The organism is Pseudoalteromonas sp. MB47, from assembly GCF_011319765.1.
Lineage (GTDB): Bacteria > Pseudomonadota > Gammaproteobacteria > Enterobacterales > Alteromonadaceae > Pseudoalteromonas > Pseudoalteromonas simplex.
In genome coordinates, this window is the sequence record NZ_VFBD01000004.1 from 424953 (window position 1) to 446204 (window position 21252).

17 protein-coding genes are annotated in these 21252 nt (G+C 41.3%); 15 read left to right on the forward strand and 2 right to left on the reverse strand.

What is annotated here, in order from left to right; translation table 11 throughout:
- Positions 1-37 precede the first annotated feature (37 nt).
- Positions 38-637 (forward strand): hypothetical protein, encoded by a 600-nt coding sequence (locus IMPJCBKJ_RS02495; RefSeq protein WP_054553991.1) that lies wholly within the window; start codon positions 38-40, stop codon positions 635-637.
- Between the two features lie 108 nt (positions 638-745).
- Positions 746-1849, forward strand: a complete 1104-nt coding sequence (locus IMPJCBKJ_RS02500; RefSeq protein WP_240920979.1) for a beta-lactamase family protein — start codon at positions 746-748, stop codon at positions 1847-1849.
- A 24-nt stretch (positions 1850-1873) separates the two neighbouring features.
- Here IMPJCBKJ_RS02500 and IMPJCBKJ_RS02505 read toward each other — a convergent pair whose 3' ends face one another.
- Positions 1874-2779, reverse strand: coding sequence for a LysR family transcriptional regulator (locus tag IMPJCBKJ_RS02505; RefSeq protein WP_166338608.1), 906 nt, complete (start codon positions 2777-2779; stop codon positions 1874-1876).
- A gap of 110 nt (positions 2780-2889) precedes the next feature.
- On the opposite strand from IMPJCBKJ_RS02505, the gene IMPJCBKJ_RS02510 reads away from it, so the two are divergent.
- Positions 2890-3648, forward strand: coding sequence for an SDR family oxidoreductase (locus IMPJCBKJ_RS02510; protein WP_138599393.1), 759 nt, complete (start codon positions 2890-2892; stop codon positions 3646-3648).
- A 91-nt stretch (positions 3649-3739) separates the two neighbouring features.
- Positions 3740-4357 (forward strand): LysE family translocator, encoded by a 618-nt coding sequence (locus IMPJCBKJ_RS02515; RefSeq protein ID WP_166338682.1) that lies wholly within the window; start codon positions 3740-3742, stop codon positions 4355-4357.
- A 58-nt stretch (positions 4358-4415) separates the two neighbouring features.
- On the opposite strand, the gene IMPJCBKJ_RS02520 is transcribed toward IMPJCBKJ_RS02515, so the two are convergent.
- Positions 4416-5324 carry a LysR family transcriptional regulator gene (locus IMPJCBKJ_RS02520; protein ID WP_138599394.1) on the reverse strand — a complete coding sequence of 303 codons (909 nt, stop codon included), beginning with the start codon at positions 5322-5324 and terminating at the stop codon, positions 4416-4418.
- Positions 5325-5442: 118 nt separating this feature from the next.
- Here IMPJCBKJ_RS02520 and IMPJCBKJ_RS02525 point away from each other — a divergent pair, with 118 nt between their 5' ends.
- The 11 genes from IMPJCBKJ_RS02525 to IMPJCBKJ_RS02575 all read left to right on the forward strand — a co-directional run bounded on the left by IMPJCBKJ_RS02525 (position 5443) and on the right by IMPJCBKJ_RS02575 (position 21242).
- A complete protein-coding gene (locus IMPJCBKJ_RS02525; RefSeq protein ID WP_240920980.1) occupies positions 5443-7419 on the forward strand; it encodes a ligand-gated channel protein in 1977 nt (658 codons plus the stop codon).
- Between the two features lie 221 nt (positions 7420-7640).
- Complete coding sequence (locus IMPJCBKJ_RS02530) at positions 7641-9821, forward strand: PHB depolymerase family esterase (RefSeq protein WP_206004052.1); 2181 nt, start codon at positions 7641-7643, stop codon at positions 9819-9821.
- Positions 9822-10414: 593 nt separating this feature from the next.
- The gene (locus IMPJCBKJ_RS02535; protein WP_138618280.1) at positions 10415-11293 is read left to right on the forward strand and encodes an NAD(P)-dependent oxidoreductase; all 879 of its coding nucleotides are present in this window, start codon (positions 10415-10417) and stop codon (positions 11291-11293) included.
- A gap of 98 nt (positions 11294-11391) precedes the next feature.
- Positions 11392-13644 carry a polysaccharide lyase 6 family protein gene (locus IMPJCBKJ_RS02540; protein ID WP_166338612.1) on the forward strand — a complete coding sequence of 751 codons (2253 nt, stop codon included), beginning with the start codon at positions 11392-11394 and terminating at the stop codon, positions 13642-13644.
- A gap of 9 nt (positions 13645-13653) precedes the next feature.
- Positions 13654-15852, forward strand: a complete 2199-nt coding sequence (locus IMPJCBKJ_RS02545) for a heparinase II/III family protein (protein ID WP_166338614.1) — start codon at positions 13654-13656, stop codon at positions 15850-15852.
- Positions 15853-15863: 11 nt separating this feature from the next.
- Positions 15864-16211 carry a cupin domain-containing protein gene (locus tag IMPJCBKJ_RS02550; RefSeq protein WP_166338616.1) on the forward strand — a complete coding sequence of 116 codons (348 nt, stop codon included), beginning with the start codon at positions 15864-15866 and terminating at the stop codon, positions 16209-16211.
- 1 nt (position 16212) lies between these two features.
- Positions 16213-17508 (forward strand): MFS transporter, encoded by a 1296-nt coding sequence (locus tag IMPJCBKJ_RS02555; RefSeq protein WP_138618286.1) that lies wholly within the window; start codon positions 16213-16215, stop codon positions 17506-17508.
- A gap of 57 nt (positions 17509-17565) precedes the next feature.
- On the forward strand, positions 17566-18492 hold the full coding sequence (locus tag IMPJCBKJ_RS02560) for a sugar kinase (RefSeq protein WP_166338618.1): 927 nt from the start codon (positions 17566-17568) through the stop codon (positions 18490-18492).
- A 73-nt stretch (positions 18493-18565) separates the two neighbouring features.
- On the forward strand, positions 18566-19186 hold the full coding sequence (gene eda / locus IMPJCBKJ_RS02565) for a bifunctional 4-hydroxy-2-oxoglutarate aldolase/2-dehydro-3-deoxy-phosphogluconate aldolase (RefSeq protein ID WP_138618290.1): 621 nt from the start codon (positions 18566-18568) through the stop codon (positions 19184-19186).
- An 11-nt stretch (positions 19187-19197) separates the two neighbouring features.
- Positions 19198-20289 carry a class II fructose-bisphosphate aldolase gene (gene fbaA, locus IMPJCBKJ_RS02570; protein ID WP_166338620.1) on the forward strand — a complete coding sequence of 364 codons (1092 nt, stop codon included), beginning with the start codon at positions 19198-19200 and terminating at the stop codon, positions 20287-20289.
- A complete protein-coding gene (locus IMPJCBKJ_RS02575; protein WP_166338622.1) occupies positions 20277-21242 on the forward strand; it encodes a class 1 fructose-bisphosphatase in 966 nt (321 codons plus the stop codon). Before fbaA ends, IMPJCBKJ_RS02575 begins: the two co-directional genes overlap by 13 nt.
- Positions 21243-21252 lie beyond the last annotated feature (10 nt).

Here is a 21252-nt window from a genome sequence, read left to right on the forward strand (position 1 = left end):
TAGATAAGCGGTTAGCAAATAAGAGGAAATGTTGTTCATGTTTATAATTCCAGATACCGACAAGAAAATTCGCGCAAAGATATCTAGCTATAAATCTGCTTTTAACCGAGAGATTAGAGATTATGGCTGTATCTCAGATGGTTATGGTAAGCGATATTTAATATTTCCTTTGTTGCTCGTACTCAATGATATGAAAAAAGCTGAGCAACATATACAGTGGCATGATTCACACTTTCCTGATGATATGGGTGAGCCAGTGCAAATGTTGTGTCGTTCGATACTAACGTTTCGTATTGGTGATATTAATAAGGCGTCTTACGAACTAGCTGAAACTATGTTTTCGAATGTATATTTATTGCCATGGCTACTTGATGAAAAAGTAGAACCTATTGATATGCGCCATCTAACAAACTTCTCACTGTTAGAGTATTGTGAGGAAGTACCACACAGAGTTCTCGAAAGCATATCAGAGCAAGAGCTGGAGTGGATTTACAGCTGCTATCATTCAGAGGCTTTTGTAAAAGCAAGAACACGTTATATTGAAATCTACACGCGCTTAAAGCATGTTTCAGAAATGGATGAACGCGTTAAGCTATCTGATGAAGCTGAGAAGTTACTATCAGCTCTAAAAGTTTAGCAGGCAATAGCTTAAGGGAAGGTCCTAAGTGCTTGGTTTCTGCTTTGAATGCTATTTTAGTCAATTAAATTAGGCCTTTGATGCGGTCGTTATAAAACAAGGATGCTCATGAATAAGTTTATAATTCTTATATTATTTTTAATATCGTCTTGCTCATTACATGCAAAACAAACCAAAAGTTTAGAATTTTCTAAAGTGCTAGATAAGGAGATCCCGTTAATTCTTGAAAAAAGCAAAGCGCGTGGTATTGCTATATCGATTGTTCAAGGGAATGAGGTGCTTGGTTCATATTCTTATGGCCATGCTGACGCTGAAAATAGAACCCCAATCACACACAAAACTTTATTCAATGTTGGCTCCATTTCTAAAGTGATTACAGCTTGGGGCGCAATGATACTAGTTGAACAAGGTAAAGTTGAACTTGAACTTGATAAACCAATTAATGATTACTTAAAAAGCTGGAAAATACCGAATTCTCAGTTTGATGCTAACAAAGTAACTTTACGTAATATTCTCTCTCATACTGCAGGGCTTTCATTAAGTGGCTACAATGGATGGAGTGCTGAAGATCCATTACCTACTCTTGTAGAGTCATTAGAAGGCAATAATACGGGTGATGGAGCCGTTAAAATTATTCATGAACCTGACACTAAATGGTCATACTCAGGTGGTGGTTACACGATAGTTCAGCTGTTAATTGAAGACCTGACTAATCAATCTTTCAGTAATTTTATGACTGAAAACGTTCTTTTACCCCTCGGAATGACAAATTCTTCGTTTGATATCAACCGTATTTCTCCAGCAAAGCTGGCTAGTCCTTACGATGAGAATGGCAACAAAACAGCTATGGTGTACTTTACAGAAACAGCTGCCGCTGGCTTTATAACAACGGCAGATGATTTAGCTAAGTTTAATCAGGCAGTGCTAAAAAATGAGCAAGGTAATTACATTGGTTCAAATATTTTATCAAATCAGCTTATTGCAAATATGATTCAAGCTCAGCCTCACACAGGAGGGCGATGGAGTATGAGTTATGTCGTAGACTCTGAGAATAACAGTCTAGGTTTTGCAGGGTTTAATAGAGGCTGGACATCCTTAACTCGCTCTGTGACAGATAAAAATATTGGTTATGTAATATTAAACAATAGTAGCGTTGGTGGAGTGAATAATGAAATTGATCAACTCCTGCTGTCTGTAATTAAAGGTAGTTAAACTGAAGCGCACATAGCAAGTATCTTAGCTATGGGTAATCGGTTTTAATTGCTCGCTTAACCAATCAATAAACACTCGGGTACGCCTTGGTAAATGGCGTCGATTTGGGTAGACGATATTCATAGGCATGGGCGGCAAATTATAGTCAGGCAAAACTTGGATAAGTTCACCACAACTAAGCTCGTCAAGAACTCCATGACGAGGCACTTGAATAAGGCCAAGCCCAGCTAAACACGCTGCTTTATAGGCATCAGTATTGTTGACTGTGAGCTGTGATTTCATGGTCAGGGTTTGCCAATCGCCTTGCGTATCTTGGTATTCAAAGCCGGGGTCAAGTTGGCCGAGCGTTTGGCTATAACGAACAATGTAATGCTCGGCTAAATCGCTAAGTTCAGTGATGTTGCCATAGTTTTTAATATAACCTGGGCTGACACAGTTAATCATAGGGCAGTGGCCAATTTTTTTCGCAATCAGCGATGAGTCTTCTAAATTACCGACTCGCACTACACAATCAAAGCCTTCTTCAATTAGGTTAACTCGTCTGTCAGAACTACTCAGTTCAATCTCTAATTGCGGGTGTGCAGATAAAAAGCTGTCTAGATTCGGTAGCACTAAGCGCCGACTAATTGGCTGTGGCATATCTACTCTAAGACGCCCTGATAACGCTTCGTCTTTTTTATGAAATAGGGTTTGTAGTTCGTCTATATCAGCAAGCATATCTTTGCAGCGCTGATAAAACACAGTGCCTTCATTGGTCAGCGTAACTCGCCTTGTTGTGCGGTTTAGAAGCCGAGCACCTAGCGTATCTTCGAGTTGTTTGACCAACTGCGAGACGGATGATTTAGGCATGCTCAGTGCAAGTGCTGCAGCCGAAAAGCTTTTTAGCTCTGCAACCTGAACAAAGGTTTTCATGGCATTTAGTTCATTCATGATTGTTTGTTATTTGCGAACAGTTAATTCAATTTTACATGGTTTATCTGGTTTTGCAGTGTAAATATACTGGTTGCTCACAATTACTTCAAAGCAAAAGGGTAAGCACGATGAGCAACAAAATTGCAGTGATCACAGGTGGTAATCGCGGTTTAGGTAAAAATACAGTTTTAAGTTTGGCACGTAAGAACATTGATTGTGTATTTACTTACAGAAGCCATAAAGATGAAGCGCAGCAAGTTGTAGAAGAAGTTGCAGCGCTAGGGGCAAAAGCCGTCGCCATTCAACTTGATGTGAGCGATATTTTAGGTTTTGCTGAATTTAAACAAACACTTGAAAGTACTTTGGCAACACAATGGCAAACGTCTCGATTTGATTATTTAATCAATAACGCAGGTCATGGCAGTGATAGTGCATTTGCTGATACCAGTGAAGCTATGTTTGATAATTTGATGAATGTACATGTTAAAGGTGTGTTTTTCTTAACACAAACACTGCATGAGATGATCAATGATGGCGGGCGTATTATTAACTTATCTTCTGGGCTGACACGTTTTGCATTACCAGGAAAAGCGGCCTACGCCACCATGAAAGGGGCCGTTGAAGTATTAACCAAATACATGGCAAAGGAACTTGCTGGTCGCAATATTGCCGTGAATGTCGTCGCGCCTGGCGCAATTGCCACTGATTTTGGTGGCGGTGCTGTCCGTGATAATGAGCATGTTGCGCAATTAGTGAGTTCATTTACAGCCATGGGACGCGTTGGCCAAGCTGATGATATTGGTCCTATGATTGCGCAGCTACTCGGTGATGAAAACCGTTGGGTAACCGGGCAACGAATAGAAGCATCGGGCGGTATGTTTTTATAAGCCTGTTAGCAATCGCGTGTATGTTTGCTTATTTAAGTGGATGTGATTTAATCGCTTTCTCTTTTTAAGCAATAAACATGTGATTGCATTTATGCTCGATTTAGCAGTACTCGCGGTTTTTATTCCGACCTTTTTCTTTGTTTCTATTACACCTGGTATGTGTATGACGCTCGCCATGACGTTAGGCATGAGTGTAGGCGTTAGACGTACGCTGTGGATGATGGTCGGTGAGGTGTTAGGGGTTGCCACGGTAGCCATTGCTGCGGTGATTGGGGTTGCCAGTATTATGCTTAATTACCCTGACTTATTTGCCTTTTTAAAATACCTAGGTGGCGCGTACTTAATATACTTAGGTGTTAATATGTGGCGCGCTAAAACCAGCTTTAAACCTAACGATGCTACACAGCAACAAATTGGTCGTGGGCAATTATTTTCGCAGGGTTATATCACTGCCATTGCAAACCCAAAAGGGTGGGCATTTATGATTTCTTTACTCCCTCCGTTTATTAATGTTGATTTAGCGGTTGCTCCTCAGCTTGCGGTATTAGTGAGCATTATTATGCTGAGCGAATTTATCTGTATGTTGATTTACGCAACAGGCGGTAAAAGCTTAAGGCTGTTTTTAGATAAAGGCGATAATGTGAAGTGGTTAAACCGTATTGCTGGCGCGCTTATGATGGGTGTAGGCGTTTGGCTGGCGCTAGGTTAACGCTAAGTTGGATAATAGCCATCTGCATATTGCAAATGGCTATTATCCTTTATGAGTCTTAATCAACTAATTCAACTTGCTTAGACACATGGTTAAAGCATAGTTTTAAAGTATCAATGGCAGTCCTTGTTTTTGCCGCTAAACTGTCTCGGGCTGGTGTTACAGCATAAACAGTATAGTTTGGCATTGCCCATTCAGGTGCTATTTCAACCAGTTCTTTCGATTTTAGTAAATGCCTAACTTCTGGTTCGGGTAACACGCCATAGCCAACACCATCAATCACAAGTTTGATTAAACTTTGCATGTTGTTCACTGTAATTTTAGCCTTTGGCAGTGGCTTGCTTTCTAATGTAGAAGGATTAAATGCGTTGCTGTCAGCATTACTGTGTCCAATTCTGGCAAACTGGTTGAGATCTTGCCAGCGAGCCTGTTTTATTTGACTAATTGGATGATCTTTATGGGCGCATAACTTTAGTGGCCACGTTGCTAATTGCCTTGCTACTAGGTTGGAATCTGTTAATGGGCCAATAGCGATTGCTAAGTCAGCGCCGCATTTAATCATATCAATTGGCTCGTCAGTCAAAATTAACTGAATACGTAAATCATCAAATTCGTTAATTAAGCGCTCCAACGGCTCGCTTAATAATCCTCCACCAAAACCCACTGGCGCCACTAATTTAAGCTCGCCACTGGGCTTATTTTGCAAATGTTGTAATTGCGTACTGGCTTGATCAGCAAGTGCCAGCATTTTTAAACAGCTTTGATAATACAGATGGCCGGCTTCGGTTAAGGTAAGTTCGCGTGGGCTGCGGTTAAATAGGCTTAATCCGATTTCTTGTTCTAATTGCTTAATGTGTTGACTCACAGCCGATGTGGTCATCGATAACTCTGCAGCTGCACCGCTCATATTGCCTGTCTCTACAGTACGAGAAAAAACGCGTAGTGTTTTTATCAGCTTGGAATTCATAGTTCAGGCCTTCTTAATTCAGTTTTAAGAAATCGTAAATTGTGAAAATCGGGACTTCTCATTAGTATGCAAACGCTAATTATTATCATTAATAAACAAAATGTCACGGAGTATTATTATGACGAGGGTTGTTACGAACATTTTACCATTAACGGCAGCTATACTGGCTAGTTTGTCTTATTCTGCAAATGCAGATGATAAAAAGCAAGACATGGAAGTGATTGTAGTTTCTGCTTCAGGTTATGAGCAGATGCTTAAAGAGGCACCAGCCAGCATCAGTGTTATTGATCGTGAGCAACTCGAAAAGCGTTTTTATCGTGATCTAACCGATGCAATGACAGATGTTCCTGGTGTGGTTGTCACAGGTGGTGGCGACAGAAAAGATATCAGTCTTCGTGGTATGGCAAGTCAATATACTTTGATTTTAATTGATGGCCAGCGTCAAACCTCTCGTGAAACCCGCCCAAATAGTGATGGCCCTGGTGTCGAAGGAGCATGGACTCCGCCTATCTCAGCGATTGAACGCATCGAGGTTATCCGTGGTCCTATGTCGTCATTATATGGCTCAGATGCAATCGGTGGGGTTATCAATATTATTACCCGTAAAACACCAGAAAAATGGTATGGCGAATTGCGCCTAGATAGCACCATTCAAGAATCAAGTGAATCGGGCAATATCAATCAAGGTAGCTTTTTCACAGCGGGTGGCTTAATTCCTGAGTTATTAGGTATGCAGTTATCTGGTCAATTCTCAAAGCGTGACGAAGACGATTTTGAAGCCGGTTTTCGTGGTAAAGAGCAAAGCAATATCAAAGCAAAGTTTATCTTAACACCCTCTGATAGCCATGAGATTATGCTTGAAGTAGGCTCTGCAAAACAAAAACTCGACGAAACATTAGGTAAAACAGTTGCTCCTTTAGCTGAAGGTGAAAGTTGTGGCCGTAATGGTTGCCCAGAGTCATCAACCACAGAGTATGACCAAGAGAGCTATTCACTAAGCCATAATGGTTTTTATGATTTTGGCTCATCACGCAGTTACCTAAAGTACGATAAATTCGATAATACCTCTCGCGAAATGTATGTCGAAAATACCGATGCGCAAACTAGCTGGACTTTACCTTTTACCAATCATAATGCTGCATTTGGAGCGTCATATTTAAAAGAAGAGCTGGACGATTACACCAGTAACCGCATAAGTGACTTAACCCATGTTGAAAACGAGCAGTGGTCGGTGTTTGCCGAAGATGAGTGGGCAGCAACCAAGCAGTTTAAACTCACAACAGGTCTTCGTTATGACCATGATGGCAATTTTTCAGGCCATTTCAGCCCACGTTTGTATGGTGTGTATACAGCAACTAAATCGTTGACGGTAAAAGGCGGTATCTCTACAGGCTTTAGAGCGCCGAATATTCGTCAATCTACCGCAGCTTGGGGGCAAGTGAGCCGAGGTGGTAATATTTACGGTAACCCAGATTTAAGCCCTGAAAAATCTGTAAACTACGAAATGGGTATCTATTACGATGCAAACCGTGATTTATCGCTTTCAAGCACCGTATTTTACAACGAATTTGAAGACAAAATTACCCGTATTTCGTGCCCACTCACCCAGTGTACTGATGGACCAAACCAGTTTGGTTCGATGCCAACGACCTATGTCAATGTGGATGAAGCCGTTACACAAGGCTTTGAGTTATCAGTATCTTACGACATTACCAGTGAGCTTGATGTAAGTGCCAACTACACCTACACCGATTCTGAGCAAAAAACCGGTGAATACAAAGGCAGCCCACTTAACCAATTACCAAAGCATATTTTACAAACTTCAGTTAATTGGCGCCCGGTTGATAAGCTAGGTACGTGGCTGCGTGTACATTACCGTGGTGAAGAAAGTCAGCCGACAACAGGTCCGTCACAAGACAGCTTAATTGCGCCAGATTACACCTTGGCTGATATCGGTGGTAACTATGATCTAAGCCGCAGCATTAAGTTAGGGTTTGGTGTTTATAATTTATTTGATAAAGAAATCACCGAAGCTGAATACGGATATGTTGAAGATGGTCGCCGTTATTGGCTATCAGTCGGGTTTAATTTTTAAGCCTACTCCTTAGCAAAAGCAAAGCCAACGAGTTACGTTGGCTTTGTTAATGAAACTGGCTTAAGTTTCGTAAATGACAATAAATCAGGTTATGGTGCTTTTGGTTTGTTTTGCAATAGATGTATAGCACTATAGTTATAGGTCGCTTTTTGAATAGTTCTACTACATTGAGTTAGTCATCAACTGACAGACAACAATGATAACGACTATAAAGGCGATATATGCAAAAAGTAACACAATTATGTAAACGAAAATCAGCGTCGTTTACTCCGCTCGCAGTGCTCTGTGCTGCTATTTTCTCGCAGCCAAGTTTTGCAGGGAGTTGGCAGCAAAATGTCAGCATTGGCGGTTTTAATAATGTTCACATTTACACTCCTGATACGCAATCAAGCATAGGCAATGGCCATTCTTTGATGCTAGTACTGCATGGCTGCGTGCAACCCATTAATAACTACTTAACTGCGAATCTTGAAGATGCAGCCGAAGCCCATGGCATGGTAATAGCCGTTCCTGATGCTATGAATAAAGCAGGCTATAGCTGCTGGTCATATTGGCAAGGAGCAATCAATCGCAGCTCTGGCGATTATAAAAATCTGATTAATTTAGCCAATACATTGAGCGCTGATGCAACGCGTAATATTGACCCTAAACAAGTGTATATTGCAGGTTTATCATCTGGGGCTGCAATGGCTGCACAAACGGCTTGTGTGGCGCCTGATGTATTTGCCGGAGTTGCACCCAGTGCCGGGCCAACCATTGGCACAAGTTCAAGTGGGGCGATTTCGACCTGTGAAACAGTGTCTGAAAACACCTTTGTATCCCGCTGTGAAAGCTATGCTGGCAGTTATAAAGATCATTTCTCTACACAAATAGCGGTGATTGGTCACGGCACTGCCGATACCACAGTGAATACTTGTTATAACCAGCAAAACGCAGATGGCTTTGCTGCCCTTTATGGGGTTAATCAACTTTCAGGCACGACGACAATAAGTGATGATGCAACGCGTACCGCTGAGCAGTCACTTTGGCAAGGCAATCGAGTTGCTATGCTGTGGTTTAATAATTTGGATCACTCGTGGTCGGGCGGACAAGGTGCGTCTGGCGATTATGTGGCGGCAAACAGTATTAATTTTGCAACCTATCTCGGTGAGTACTTTGCGGCTAATAATAAACGAGTTGATCGTAATGCAGGCCCTGAAATTAGTAATTTAACTGCCACAGTCAGTAATAATCAGCTCACCATTACAGGCAGTGCAGTCGACCCAGAAGGCAATGTAACCAATGTTGATATTAACGTGTATAGCCTAGCCGGTGGCGCGGCAAGCTTAATTGAGTCACTGAACGTGCAAGTCGATGCGAATAATACATTTAGCGGGGTGACAAGCGTACTCAGCGATGGACTTTATGAAGTGCGTGTCAGTGCCACAGATAATGAAGCGAAACAAGGTGATGAAGCTAATCTTACGGTACGTATTGGTCCAGAGCCTGCGGCTACAGCACCACTACTGAGTGATACTGCGGCTAGTGTAAACGGGCAGTGCGCTTCAGTAACTGGCACGGTGATTGATGATAATCAAAACTTAAGTACTGTCGTGGTCAGTTTTAGCAATGGTGATGTGACGGCTACGGTGAATGGGCTTGAGTACTTTGCTGAACAATGCAATTTGGCTGGTGGTAATAATACCGTAGTGATCACCGCAACAGATGATACTGCGCTTACATCAACAGATAGCATTAGTTTTGTCATCGATGCTGGCGTGACAGGCGATTACAATCTTCATATCAACGAAGGCCATATTAGCTGGGGCGAAGGTTACTCTGCCTGTTATTTAGCGTTTGGAACCGCTGCCTTTACTATGCGCGAGTATTCAGCGGGTACCAATCAATGTCAGTGGATCGCTGATGATGATTCAAGTTGTGCAGGGCCATTACAGGCATGCAAAACCACCACTGAACCGACTAATGACGCAGACAACGACGGTGTGCTCGACGGCGCAGATAATTGCCCGAATGTAGCGAATGCTGATCAAGCTGATAACGATAATGACGGGATTGGTAATGTGTGTGACAGCACTCCTGATGGTGAAACGAGTGACTCTGACAGCGATGGTGTTAGTGATAGCCTAGATAACTGCCCGCTGGTGGCCAATAGTGATCAACTGGATAGTGATGCAGATGGTGTGGGTGATGCGTGTGACTCAACACCGAATGGTGATTACCAATGCACTGAAACCACCTCAAGCAACTATGCACATGTGCAAGCAAATCGCGCAACTACGAATGGCTCTTACGCCTATGCAGTGGGCTCAGGTGATAACCTAGGTCTTTATAACACCTTTTATACCAGTACCTTAGCGCAAACTAGTGCTGGGTATTATGAATTAGGTAATTGCCCTAATTAATAAATGTGTGTCGCCCATGCGGGCGACATAGCTTTAGTTACTCTTATATTTAAACCATTACCGCCTACGTTAAAAATGATTACAGGGTTACCAGTGGAATTGTTGAAACAACTAGTCACGACGCTTTTTGCTGTTTTCAACAATATTTAAATGCTTCAAATTTGTTTACTAATTTAAGCTGGTTGGCATGATTGGTCATAAAGATGATTTTAGTGTTCTTACCAATTTTATGTTTTTATGTTGCACCCTCATCTCAAAATTTTCTCAAACTTATCAATTCCCGTAAATAATCAAATAATCTAATAAAATTAACTAATTAAGTTAGTAAATAATTTTACTTGATAGCTTTTATTTTTATCGCGACAGACTTTTTTGAATATTGGTCAATATTCTTTTCTTTTTTTGTAACGCCAATTGGTTGACAATGTAATTTATTGGTAATAACTTATGTTGTTATTGGTAACCTTGTTGTGCCAGTTTGTGTAAGTGCTGCTATTAAGATGTAGTGCTGTGAGATTTAAAAAATTTAACTAGGCGCACTTTTCGAAATGGTTAACTTCATTCAAAAGTGTCAATTTATTTAGGAGTTCTACATGTCAAAACCAACGATCGGTTTTATCGGCCTTGGCCTAATGGGTGGCAATATGGTCGAGAATCTACAAAACAAAGGCTATCAGTTGATTGTGATGGATCTTAATAAAGAAGCCGTTACAAAATGTGTAGAGCGAGGTGCTCAAACAGTATCGACAGGTAAAGAGTTAGCCGCTGCTTCAGACATTGTTATGCTTTGCTTAACAACATCAGATATCGTGGAAAAAGTAGTTTATTCAGATGAAGGTTTATTGGATGGACTAAAAGAAGGGTCTGTTTTAATCGATTTTGGTACATCAATTCCTGCCTCAACTAAGAAAATTGGTAAAGACCTTGCTGCAAAAGGCGTAGGTATGATTGATGCACCTTTAGGGCGTACTCCAGCGCATGCAAAAGATGGCTTATTGAATATTATGGCTGCAGGTGACTTAGAGACGTTTAATAAAGTGAAGCCTGTATTAGATGATCAAGGTGAAAATGTGTTCCATTTAGGGGAGCTTGGCGCAGGTCATACAACAAAGTTAATTAATAACTTTATGGGTATGACAACGGTATGTGCGATGTCTCAAGCATTTGCTGTTGCTGATCGTGCCGGCGTAAATCGCCAACAACTTTTCGACATTATGTCTACAGGACCATCAAATTCACCTTTTATGCATTTTTGTAAAAACTATGCGGTGGATGGAGTGAGTGATCTTGGGTTTTCAATTGCAAATGCAAACAAGGACTTAGGTTACTTTTTACAGATGGTAGAGGATCTTGGCACTGTGTCAAAAATTGCCGAAGGCTCATCGGCGAACTTGCAAGCTGCATTTGATGCGGGAATGGGTCAAGGCAATGTGCCTGAGATTTTTGATTATTTCAAAAGCTTAGTTAAGTAAAGCCATTTGCCAAAGCGCTTCACATCGTGAAGCGTCTGAACACACATAATAAAGCTGATGGCGTTTTTCGTCGAAATATCAGTAAAAATGAGTTAACTATGCGATTGATTAAACTAAATATAATAAAGCTTAGCCTAGTTATTCTTGGTTGTTTTTCGACAACGATTGCAGCCAAAGACTACTTAATAGACAACAAACAAGCTTACGCAAAAATAGCCAATACGTTACAAGCAGGTGATACCGTAATTTTACAAAATGGGGTGTGGCATGACTTCGAAATTGTTTTATCTGGTCAAGGCTCTAAACAATTACCGATTAGATTAAAGCCGCAAACTAAAGGTAAGGTTATTTTATCTGGGCAGTCAAACCTTCGTTTAGCAGGGCAGTATTTGCATGCCAGCGGCCTTGTATTTAAAAATGGTTATACCCCGACATCCGCGGTTATTGAGTTTCGTAATGGTAAAGAACTCGCATTTAATTCGCGTGTCTCTGAAATGGTAATCGATAATTATAACAACCCAGATAAGCGCGAATCTGATTATTGGGTAGCGCTTTATGGTCAGCATAACCGTTTTGATCACAACCACTTGGAAGGTAAACGAAATAAAGGAGTAACAGTTGCGGTTCGGTTGAACTCTGAACAAAGTCAGCAGAATTACCATCAAATTGACCATAACTATTTTGGCTATCGTCCTGTATTTGGTTCTAACGGTGGAGAAACGTTACGTATTGGGACGAGCCATTACTCGTTGTCCGATTCGCACACATTAGTTGAGAACAACTATTTTGAACAAACCAATGGTGAGGTCGAAATCATTTCGATTAAATCAGGTAAGAACCATATTCGAAATAACGTTTTTTATGAAGCTCGCGGCACACTTACACTGCGTCATGGGAATGGAAACATCATCGAAGAAAATATTTTTTTCGGTAATGGTGTAGAGCATACTGGCGGCATTCGCGTTATCAACAAAGATCACATTATTCGTAATAATTATCTCGAGGGATTAACGGGATTTCGTTTTGGCAGTGGCTTTACGGTGATGAATGGTGTGCCTAATTCGCCCATTAACCGCTATCACCAAGTTGAAAATGCGCAAATTGAAAACAATACCTTTATAAATGTTGAACATATTCAGCTTGCTGCTGGCAGTGATGCTGAGCGCAGTGCTGTACCAATTGATAGTGTGATGAACAATAACCTGATCATTAACGACTCGCAGCAATCGTTCACCGCTTTTGATGATATTAGTGGCATTAAGTTTAGTAACAACATTGCCAATACAGCTGTATTACCATCGCTTAGCAAGGGAGTAAAGCAACAGCAAGTTAAGTTAAAGCGTAATAAAGCGGGCTTACTTTACCCTGTTTCAGAGTCAGTTTTTGCGGGTGCTAAGGCTGATTTAACTGTACTGAAAAAAGCAGACACAGGAGTGAGCTGGTACCCTAAAAGCCCTGCAATTGTGGCTTTTGATTCGGGAAAAACCCATCGAGTGGAAAATTCTGCGAAGGATCTCCTGCTTAAAATTGAACAAGCGCACTCTGGTGATGTACTTGAACTATCAGCAGGAGACTATGACCTTGCAAAACTGGTCGTGATTGATAAAACCCTTTCTTTTAAGGCGGCTCAAGATGGCGCTGTGAATTTGACTTTTGAGCGCTCTAGTTTGTTCGAAATTCATGATGGCGGTAGTTTAAAGCTAGAAGGGTTAGTTATATCTGGTAAAAACAGCCCAGACTCAGCGGGTAATTCGGTTATTCGTACTAAAAAATGGGGCATGGTTGAAAACTACCGCTTGATTATGGAGCGTTGCCAATTAATTGATTTAGACATTAATCATACCTTTGATTTTTTTAAAACGGGTAAAGGTGCACTAGCGGATGAAATCACTTTAATTAATAACCAGTTTAGTCAGGTTACTGGCGATATCTTGCGCCTTGACAGCGAGATTGAAAACTTAGGTGTGTATAACGCTGAGTACGTCACCTTAACAAATAATCATTTTGATAATGTTAGTGGTGCGCTAGTTAAGCTTTATCGTGGCGGCACTGATGAAAGTACGTTTGGTCCACACTTTTTGTTAAAGAATAATACACTGAACTCAGTGGGTTTAGGTAAGCGAAATAAAACTAATGCCAGTGTTTACTTACATGGTGTGCAAGTTACCGAAATCGCTGAGAACGCGTTTACCAATTCTGCGCCGATTGTCGTTGAACATACCGTTGGTGAACCGCAAACGCGTATTATCTCAAACACGTTCACTAATACAGCAAAACCATACATTGAAGAGCTAAATATTGCAGGCTCGCATACGGCTATTTTAAAAAATAACCAAGTGATTCAGAAGTAGGGAGCAAGCATGAAAATATTTAATTTTTACACAGGCTTAAAAATAGCGGTAACTGCTCTGGCTATTACCACATGCAGTGCTTTTGCGACGCACCCAAATTTAGTAATCACCCAATCTGATGTTGAGAAGATGCGCAGTGCGCTTAACCAATCGGGTCGCTTTAATGATCGGTATCTTGAGCTAAAGCAACAAGTAGATCAGCAACTTGCATTTGGTATTGTTGTGCCGTTACCTAAAGATGGTGGCGGTGGTTATAGCCATGAGCGTCATAAAAAGAATTATCAGCTTATGTATGGCGCTGGCATAATTTACCAGTTAAGCAAAGAGCAAAAATATGCCGATTTTGTGCGCGATATGTTACTTGAATATGCCGCACTCTATCCAACGTTAGATGTGCACCCCAAACGTAAAGTTAAGTCGCAAAACCCAGGTAAATTATTTTGGCAAAGCTTAAATGAAGCTATGTGGTTGGTATACACAATTCAAGCTTATGATTTGGTCGTTGAGACACTAACAGATCAAGACATTAATGACATTGAGCATAAGCTATTAAGACCTGTGGCACTCTTTTTATCACAAGGACAGCCTTCTACTTTTAATAAAGTACATAATCACGGCACTTGGGCTACAGCTGGAGTTGGCATGGCAGGCTACGTGTTAGGTGAGCCACAGTGGGTTGAAAAGGCGCTGTATGATTTAGATAAATCTGGTAAAGGTGGCTTCTTAAAGCAACTTGATATGCTTTTTTCACCTCAGGGGTATTATAACGAAGGCCCCTATTACCAGCGCTTTGCGTTACTCCCTTTTGTTACGTTTGCCCAAGCTATTGCACATAACGAACCTGAGCGAAAAATTGCACACTATCGTGATAGCATTTTGCTAAAAGCCATAGATACTACAATTCAACTAAGCTATAACGGTTTGTTTTTTCCGATTAATGATGCAATTAAGAGCAAAGGGATCGACACCATTGAACTTGTGCATGGTGTGACGGTTGCTTACGGTTTAACGGGTGATACAGGCTACTTAGATATTGCTCAACAACAAGGGCAAATTATTCTTTCGGGAGATGGTTTAGAGGTTGCAAATGCGTTAGATGAAGGATTAGCAACACCCTATCAGTTCAGGTCCGTCGCATTTGGAGATGGCAGCCAAGGAGATGAAGGGGCGCTTGTGATCATGCGCAGCAAACCTAATGGCGAACAGGCATTACTATTTAAACCTGCTTCTCAGGGATTAGGGCATGGCCACTTCGATAAGTTAACCTGGCAGTTTTATGACAAGGGACAAGAAATTGTTTCTGATTATGGTGCTGCGCGTTTTTTAAATGTTGAAGCCAAATTTGGGGGTCGTTACTTACCGGAAAATAACAGCTATGCAAAACAAACCGTAGCGCATAATACAGTCGTTGTGGACGAAATCAGTCATTTTAATTCAGATGTAAAGCAAGGAAACAAACATGCCCCAACGCTAAATTTCTTTGAAACCTCGGAATACGGCAGTGTATCGAGTGGTCAAATAAATACAGCTTACGAAGGGGTTGAGCTTGAGAGAACGCTTGCTTTGGTCGAACTTAAAGAACTAGGTAGTACTATTGCTATTGATTTATACAGTGTCAACGCATCACAACCTCACCAACTAGATTTGCCTTTGCATTATAAAGGGCAATTTATCGACAGTAATTTTGATTTAAATACACAGAGTCAACAGATGACGGCGCTGGGTAAAAAGAATGGTTATCAACATCTTTGGTTAAGAGCGCAAGCTCGTCCTGAAAAGGGGGTAGCTAAGGTCACATGGTTAAATGAAAATGGCCGCTTTTATACTTTATCAAGCTTAGTGAATGGCGAAGAGTCGTTTCTATTCACGCAAGTTGGTGCAAACGATCCTAATTTCAATCTACGTAATGAACATGGTTTTATCCGCCGAGTGAAAGGTGTAAATAGGCATCAATTTATTTCAATACTAGAGCCTCATGGTGAATATAACCCGAGCAAAGAATATACCCTCGTTGCACAAAGCCGATTATCTGCCTTGTCACACACACAACAGGGGGAGCTTACGCTTATTGAGTTAACTGTGGCAGATAAGCCTTATTTAATTGCCATTAATAACAACAAAGACGCTAGTAAAAGATCATTTAAATATAAAAATCAATCATATTCATTAGACGGCCACTTAGGCGTTTATTTGATGACCAACATTTAGGAATAGTTGCCATGACTAAACAAAGTGAACATTTTACATTTGCAAGCGACGCTGAAGTTGAAGACCTAGGGAATGGCCTAAAACGTCAAATGCTTGGTTATAACGAAGAACTAATGGCCGTTAAAATTTGGTTTGCACAAGGTGCTATTGGCTATAACCATGCTCACCGTCATTCACAAGTTACTTATGTTGTTGAAGGTGAATTTCATTTTAATATTGATGGTGTTACCAAAATATTAAAAGCAGGTGATAGCTGTTTTATTCCTCCTTATGCAGATCACGGTGCAACTTGCCCAACGGGTGGTATTTTAATTGATACCTTTAGCCCAGCTCGTGAAGACTTTTTAGAGGATGAATAATATGAAACTTCAAGGTTTACGCTGGTGGGTAATTGCTCTAATAGCACTGGCAACTATTATCAATTATATCGATAGACAAGCGCTTAGTGTGCTATGGCCTGATATTGTTGAAGAACTGTTTCCTGATGAATCAGCTTTAGAGCGAAAGCAAATTTATGCCAATATTTCGATTGTTTTTGTATTTGCTTATGCATTTGGGCAAGCAATTTTTGGCAAAATTTTTGATTGGGTTGGTACGCGCTTTGGTTTTGTTTTATCAATAGGTGTGTGGTCGCTAGCAACCGTGGCTCATGCATTTGCCCAAGGAGTAATGAGCTTAAGTCTTTTTCGCGCTATTTTAGGCGTTGCAGAAGCTGGGAATTGGCCGGGAGCTGCAAAAGGCAATGCTGAATGGTTTCCAACTAAAGAACGTGCCTTAGCACAAGGAATTTTTAACTCTGGTGCTGCAATTGGCGGCATTATTGCAATCCCTCTTATTGCTTATTTAACTGTCTACTTTAGCTGGCAAATGGTGTTTGTTGTGGTAGGTGTTATGGGCTTCTTATGGCTAGTGCCTTGGCTTATTCTAGTGAAAGCTCCACCAGGCTCTCATCCATGGATCAGCGAAGAAGAAAAGCAATACATCTTAACCGGCCAACGTCAGTCTACAGCCGATAACACCAATGATGAAGAATACAACCCAAGCACGACTGAGCTTTTAAGTCGTAAACAAAGCTGGGGCGTTATCATTGCATCAGCAGCAATTGACCCTATTTGGTGGTTGTTTGTTTTTTGGATCCCAATTTACCTCAATGAAGTCTATGGCATGGATGTTAAGTCAATTGGAATTTATGGTTGGGTGCCTTATGTAGGCGCTATGTTTGGTGCATGGTTTGGTGGTTTACTTGCGCAAAACCGTTTAAAAGCCGGATGGAGCACGGATAAAACACGTAAGCTCACCATTACATTAGGCTGCTTAATTATGTTGCCAGCCTTAATTGCCATGGCAAATCCAGGCGCGCCCGTAGTAGCTGTATTGATTATGGCTGTGATTTTATTCGGTTTTCAAACAGCGATTGGTAATGTGCAAACGCTACCGAGTGACTTATTAGGGAAAAAAGCAGTCGGCACCTTATCGGGTATTTCTGGTATGGCTGCAAAACTAGGTGCTGTAGGTCTAACGTCATTGGTGCCTTACTTAACTGCCGGCGGTAATTACACACCTGCATTTGTGATTGGCGCATCGCTTGCGATTATTGCGATGTTGGCTGTTTGGCTATTGATCCCAAAAATTGAACCACTAAGCAGTAAAAAGTAACCCAAATAAAGGCTTTTTAGATTCTCTAAAAAGCCTTTTTAATTACAGGATAAAATAATGAAAAAAATCTTCTTTTTGGGTGAATGCATGGTTGAGTTAAAAGCTATTTCAGATAGCACGCTAAATCAATCATTTGCTGGCGATGTTTATAATTCAGCGGTGTATTTAAAGCGTTGTTTTAGCTCACTTGAATGTGGGGTCGTAAGTGCTATCGGTACGGATGCGCTCAGTATTAAAATGCGGCAGCGATTTGTCGAAGAAGGCCTAGCGACACAGCTTGTCTTCACACATGCTAATAAAGTACCCGGTATTTACTACATTGAAACTGATGAGCAAGGGGAGCGCAGTTTTACCTACTGGCGACATGACTCAGCAGCCCGTAAAGTGGTGGATTTTTTTAACCCAAGTGTTGAAGAAGAATTAGCCAGTGCAGATATGCTGTTTATCTCGGGTATTTCATTGGCTGTCATTGAACCAGCAAGCCGAGATTTATTTTGGCAAATCGTGCAGCGGATAAAAAAAGCGGGCGTTAAAATCGTTTTTGATCCCAATTATCGAGCCCGGTTGTGGCAGAGTGAGCAAGAAACTAAAGGGCAATACACTATTGCATTCGAACTAGCTGATATTTGTCTACCAGGTATTGAAGATTTAACGACACTTTATGAGCTTCATAGCGCACAAGCCGTTATGGACTATTTAGCGCAATTTAATATCTCAGAAGTCGTTGTTAAAAATGGCCCAAGCTCTGTCTTTACAAAAATAAATGGTCAATTGTTTGAGCATCAAATTACACCAGTTACACATGTTGTCGACACCACATCAGCAGGCGATGCATTTAATGGTGCTTACCTAGGTGCCAGAATGGCAGGTATGGATGAACATAAAGCTGTACAGCTTGCTGCAAAAGCCGCTGCTGTGGTGATCCAGCAGCCAGGAGCAATTACACCAAAAGAACACTTTGTGAAGGCCATGCAGAGTACTTAATTTCAAAACTACCTTTTAACTGCTCGTTAGCAGCAACTTGATCTTTACCAATTAATTTAAAGAGAGAACGAACATGATCCGCTTTTCTGAACTGATGTCAGGGCAAACACTGCTGCCTCTTATTCAAGCTGAGACACCTGAACAAGGGGTAAAAATAGCCAAAGCAATGGCTGATGCAGGGCTAGGGCTGGTTGAAGTTGTACTTAGAACGAAGGCTTCATTAGCGACTATTTCAGCGATAAAACAACAATTGCCCCAACTCACGGTTGGTGCAGGGACGGTTATCAACGAAGGTATCCTACAGCAAGCAATTAAAGCAGGTGCAGATTTTATTGTTACACCTGCTGTGTCAGCAAACTTACTTCAAGCGCTAAAAAACTGTGGTTTACCGGTTGTTCCCGGTGTGTCTAATACTGCAGACATTTTACTGGCATTAGAGGCCGGCTTTACTGAGCAAAAGCTATTTCCAGCTTCTTTATCAGGAGGGCCGGCGTTTTTAAAAGCTGTGTCGAGTGTGTTCCAAGATGTTCGCTTTTGCCCAACAGGTGGCGTGAATGAGCATAATAAAGATGAATATTTAGCATTAGATAATGTGATTGCAGTAGGAGGCACGTGGGTCGCTAAACAACAATGGGTTGAGCAACAAAACTGGCAAGCGATTACCGATGCATGTATTGCAGCGAATAAAGCATAACGGAGGCTGAAATGTCGTTGTTAGATACAGCAGTTAAAGCAGGGGTGGTTGTTGGTAGGGATGTTGCAAAACTATACTATGATGCTAGAGAGAACCACTATGCCTTACCGGCAGTGAATGTGGTGGGGACATCATCAATCAATGCAACACTGGCAGCTGCAAAAAAGGTGCAGTCTCCGGTTATTATTCAGTTATCAAATGGGGGCGCACAATTTTTCTGTGGTAAAGACTGTGGCTTGGAACCGCAACATGCTGCGATTTTAGGTGCTGTCAGTGCCGCGCACTATGTGCATGGTGTTGCAGCGCATTATGGTGTGCCAGTTATGTTGCACACTGATCATGCCGCAAAATCATTACTACCTTGGATAGATGGCTTACTAGATGAGGGAGAACGTTACTTTGCAAAAACGGGCAAACCTTTGTTTAGCTCTCATATGATTGATTTATCTGAACAGTCCTTAGAGGAAAATATCGAAACATGTGAACGTTACTTAGTTCGTATGGCAAAAATAGGAATGACACTTGAAATCGAGCTGGGCTGTACTGGGGGCGAAGAAGATGGGGTTGATAATAGTCACCTTGATAGTTCAGCGCTTTACACCCAACCAGAAGATGTTGCTTATGCCTATGAAAGACTCAGTAAAATTAGTCCTAATTTTATAATTGCCGCCTCGTTTGGCAATGTGCACGGCGTGTATAAACCGGGTAATGTAGTATTGACCCCGCTTATCTTAAAACAATCTCAGCAGTTTGTAGCCAAGAAATTTAATTTGCCACATAACAGTTTGAACTTTGTGTTTCATGGCGGTAGCGGTTCAGAACCAGCAAAAATTACTGAGTCGCTAGGCTATGGTGTGGTAAAGATGAATATCGATACTGATACACAATGGGCATGTTGGGATGGGGTGTTAAATTATTACCGCCAATATAGTGCCTATCTGCAAGGTCAAATTGGCAATCCAGACGGCGACGATAAACCGAACAAAAAACATTATGATCCAAGAGTTTGGTTGTACCAAGGCGAGCAAGCAATGACAACGCGGTTATTGCAGTGTTTTAGTGATTTAAATTGTATCAATAGGTACTTACCATGCAACGATTGATCCCCGTATTAAAAAAAGATGCTGTCGAGACTGAGCTGATCATGCTGATCAGAACTATTTTAGCGGCATGTAAAGAAATTGCTTTTCGCGTGAGTCAGGGAGAGTTGGCAGGGGTACTTGGCTCCACCTTGGATGAAAATATCCAAGGTGAGGTGCAAAAGAAGCTCGATGTAATCGCAAACCAATTACTTAAAGACATGTTACTTGAAGAAGCATCGGTTGCGGCTATTGCATCTGAAGAAGAAGATCATGCCGTAGCTGGTAACGCTAAAGGCCAATATATCGTTGCTTTTGACCCCCTTGATGGCTCTTCAAATATTGATGTTAATGGCCAAATTGGCACTATTTTTACTATTTATCGCAAACGTGATGATGTTCCCTTTGATAGCGATGAGCAATTCTTACAGGTTGGTGAAAGTCAGGTATGCGCAGGTTATGTTTTATATGGAGCATCGACGTTATTGGTTATGAGTACGGGCGCACCAACTCGCTGCTATACCTTGGATTTAACCCATGGAGGCTTTTTGCTAACAAAACAGCAGATGCAGGTTGCAAATACACGTAATGAGTTTGCTGTAAACATGGCTAATTATCGCTATTGGCATGCTACGGTACAGCATTACTTTGACCAGCTTCTATACGCTGATGAGCAATTTGACAAAAGCGCTATGCGTTGGAATGCAGCCATGGTAGGAGATGTACACCGGATTTTAACGCGAGGTGGCGTTTTTATGTACCCAGCAGATCGCCGAGTGGGTAATGAGAATGGTAAAATACGACTACTTTATGAGGCAAACCCATTGGCAATGTTAATTGAAAATGCACAGGGACAAGCCACTACTCAAGGGCAGAGAATTATGTCGATAATGCCAACTAATTTACATCAACGAGTACCCGTAATTATTGGCTCACCTGAGCAAGTAAAAGGGTTTAATCAGACTGTTTTTGAATAAACTAATTTAG

What these genes read in the sequence shown, in the direction of transcription:
- IMPJCBKJ_RS02495 (WP_054553991.1), top strand. Translation starts at nt 38, where the DNA reads ATGTTTATAATTCCAGATACCGACAAGAAAATTCGCGCAAAGATATCT.
- IMPJCBKJ_RS02500 (WP_240920979.1), top strand. Translation starts at nt 746, where the DNA reads ATGAATAAGTTTATAATTCTTATATTATTTTTAATATCGTCTTGCTCA.
- IMPJCBKJ_RS02505 (WP_166338608.1), bottom strand. Translation starts at nt 2,779, where the DNA reads ATGAATGAACTAAATGCCATGAAAACCTTTGTTCAGGTTGCAGAGCTA.
- IMPJCBKJ_RS02510 (WP_138599393.1), top strand. Translation starts at nt 2,890, where the DNA reads ATGAGCAACAAAATTGCAGTGATCACAGGTGGTAATCGCGGTTTAGGT.
- IMPJCBKJ_RS02515 (WP_166338682.1), top strand. Translation starts at nt 3,740, where the DNA reads ATGCTCGATTTAGCAGTACTCGCGGTTTTTATTCCGACCTTTTTCTTT.
- IMPJCBKJ_RS02520 (WP_138599394.1), bottom strand. Translation starts at nt 5,324, where the DNA reads ATGAATTCCAAGCTGATAAAAACACTACGCGTTTTTTCTCGTACTGTA.
- IMPJCBKJ_RS02525 (WP_240920980.1), top strand. Translation starts at nt 5,443, where the DNA reads ATGACGAGGGTTGTTACGAACATTTTACCATTAACGGCAGCTATACTG.
- IMPJCBKJ_RS02530 (WP_206004052.1), top strand. Translation starts at nt 7,641, where the DNA reads ATGCAAAAAGTAACACAATTATGTAAACGAAAATCAGCGTCGTTTACT.
- IMPJCBKJ_RS02535 (WP_138618280.1), top strand. Translation starts at nt 10,415, where the DNA reads ATGTCAAAACCAACGATCGGTTTTATCGGCCTTGGCCTAATGGGTGGC.
- IMPJCBKJ_RS02540 (WP_166338612.1), top strand. Translation starts at nt 11,392, where the DNA reads ATGCGATTGATTAAACTAAATATAATAAAGCTTAGCCTAGTTATTCTT.
- IMPJCBKJ_RS02545 (WP_166338614.1), top strand. Translation starts at nt 13,654, where the DNA reads ATGAAAATATTTAATTTTTACACAGGCTTAAAAATAGCGGTAACTGCT.
- IMPJCBKJ_RS02550 (WP_166338616.1), top strand. Translation starts at nt 15,864, where the DNA reads ATGACTAAACAAAGTGAACATTTTACATTTGCAAGCGACGCTGAAGTT.
- IMPJCBKJ_RS02555 (WP_138618286.1), top strand. Translation starts at nt 16,213, where the DNA reads ATGAAACTTCAAGGTTTACGCTGGTGGGTAATTGCTCTAATAGCACTG.
- IMPJCBKJ_RS02560 (WP_166338618.1), top strand. Translation starts at nt 17,566, where the DNA reads ATGAAAAAAATCTTCTTTTTGGGTGAATGCATGGTTGAGTTAAAAGCT.
- eda (WP_138618290.1), top strand. Translation starts at nt 18,566, where the DNA reads ATGATCCGCTTTTCTGAACTGATGTCAGGGCAAACACTGCTGCCTCTT.
- fbaA (WP_166338620.1), top strand. Translation starts at nt 19,198, where the DNA reads ATGTCGTTGTTAGATACAGCAGTTAAAGCAGGGGTGGTTGTTGGTAGG.
- IMPJCBKJ_RS02575 (WP_166338622.1), top strand. Translation starts at nt 20,277, where the DNA reads ATGCAACGATTGATCCCCGTATTAAAAAAAGATGCTGTCGAGACTGAG.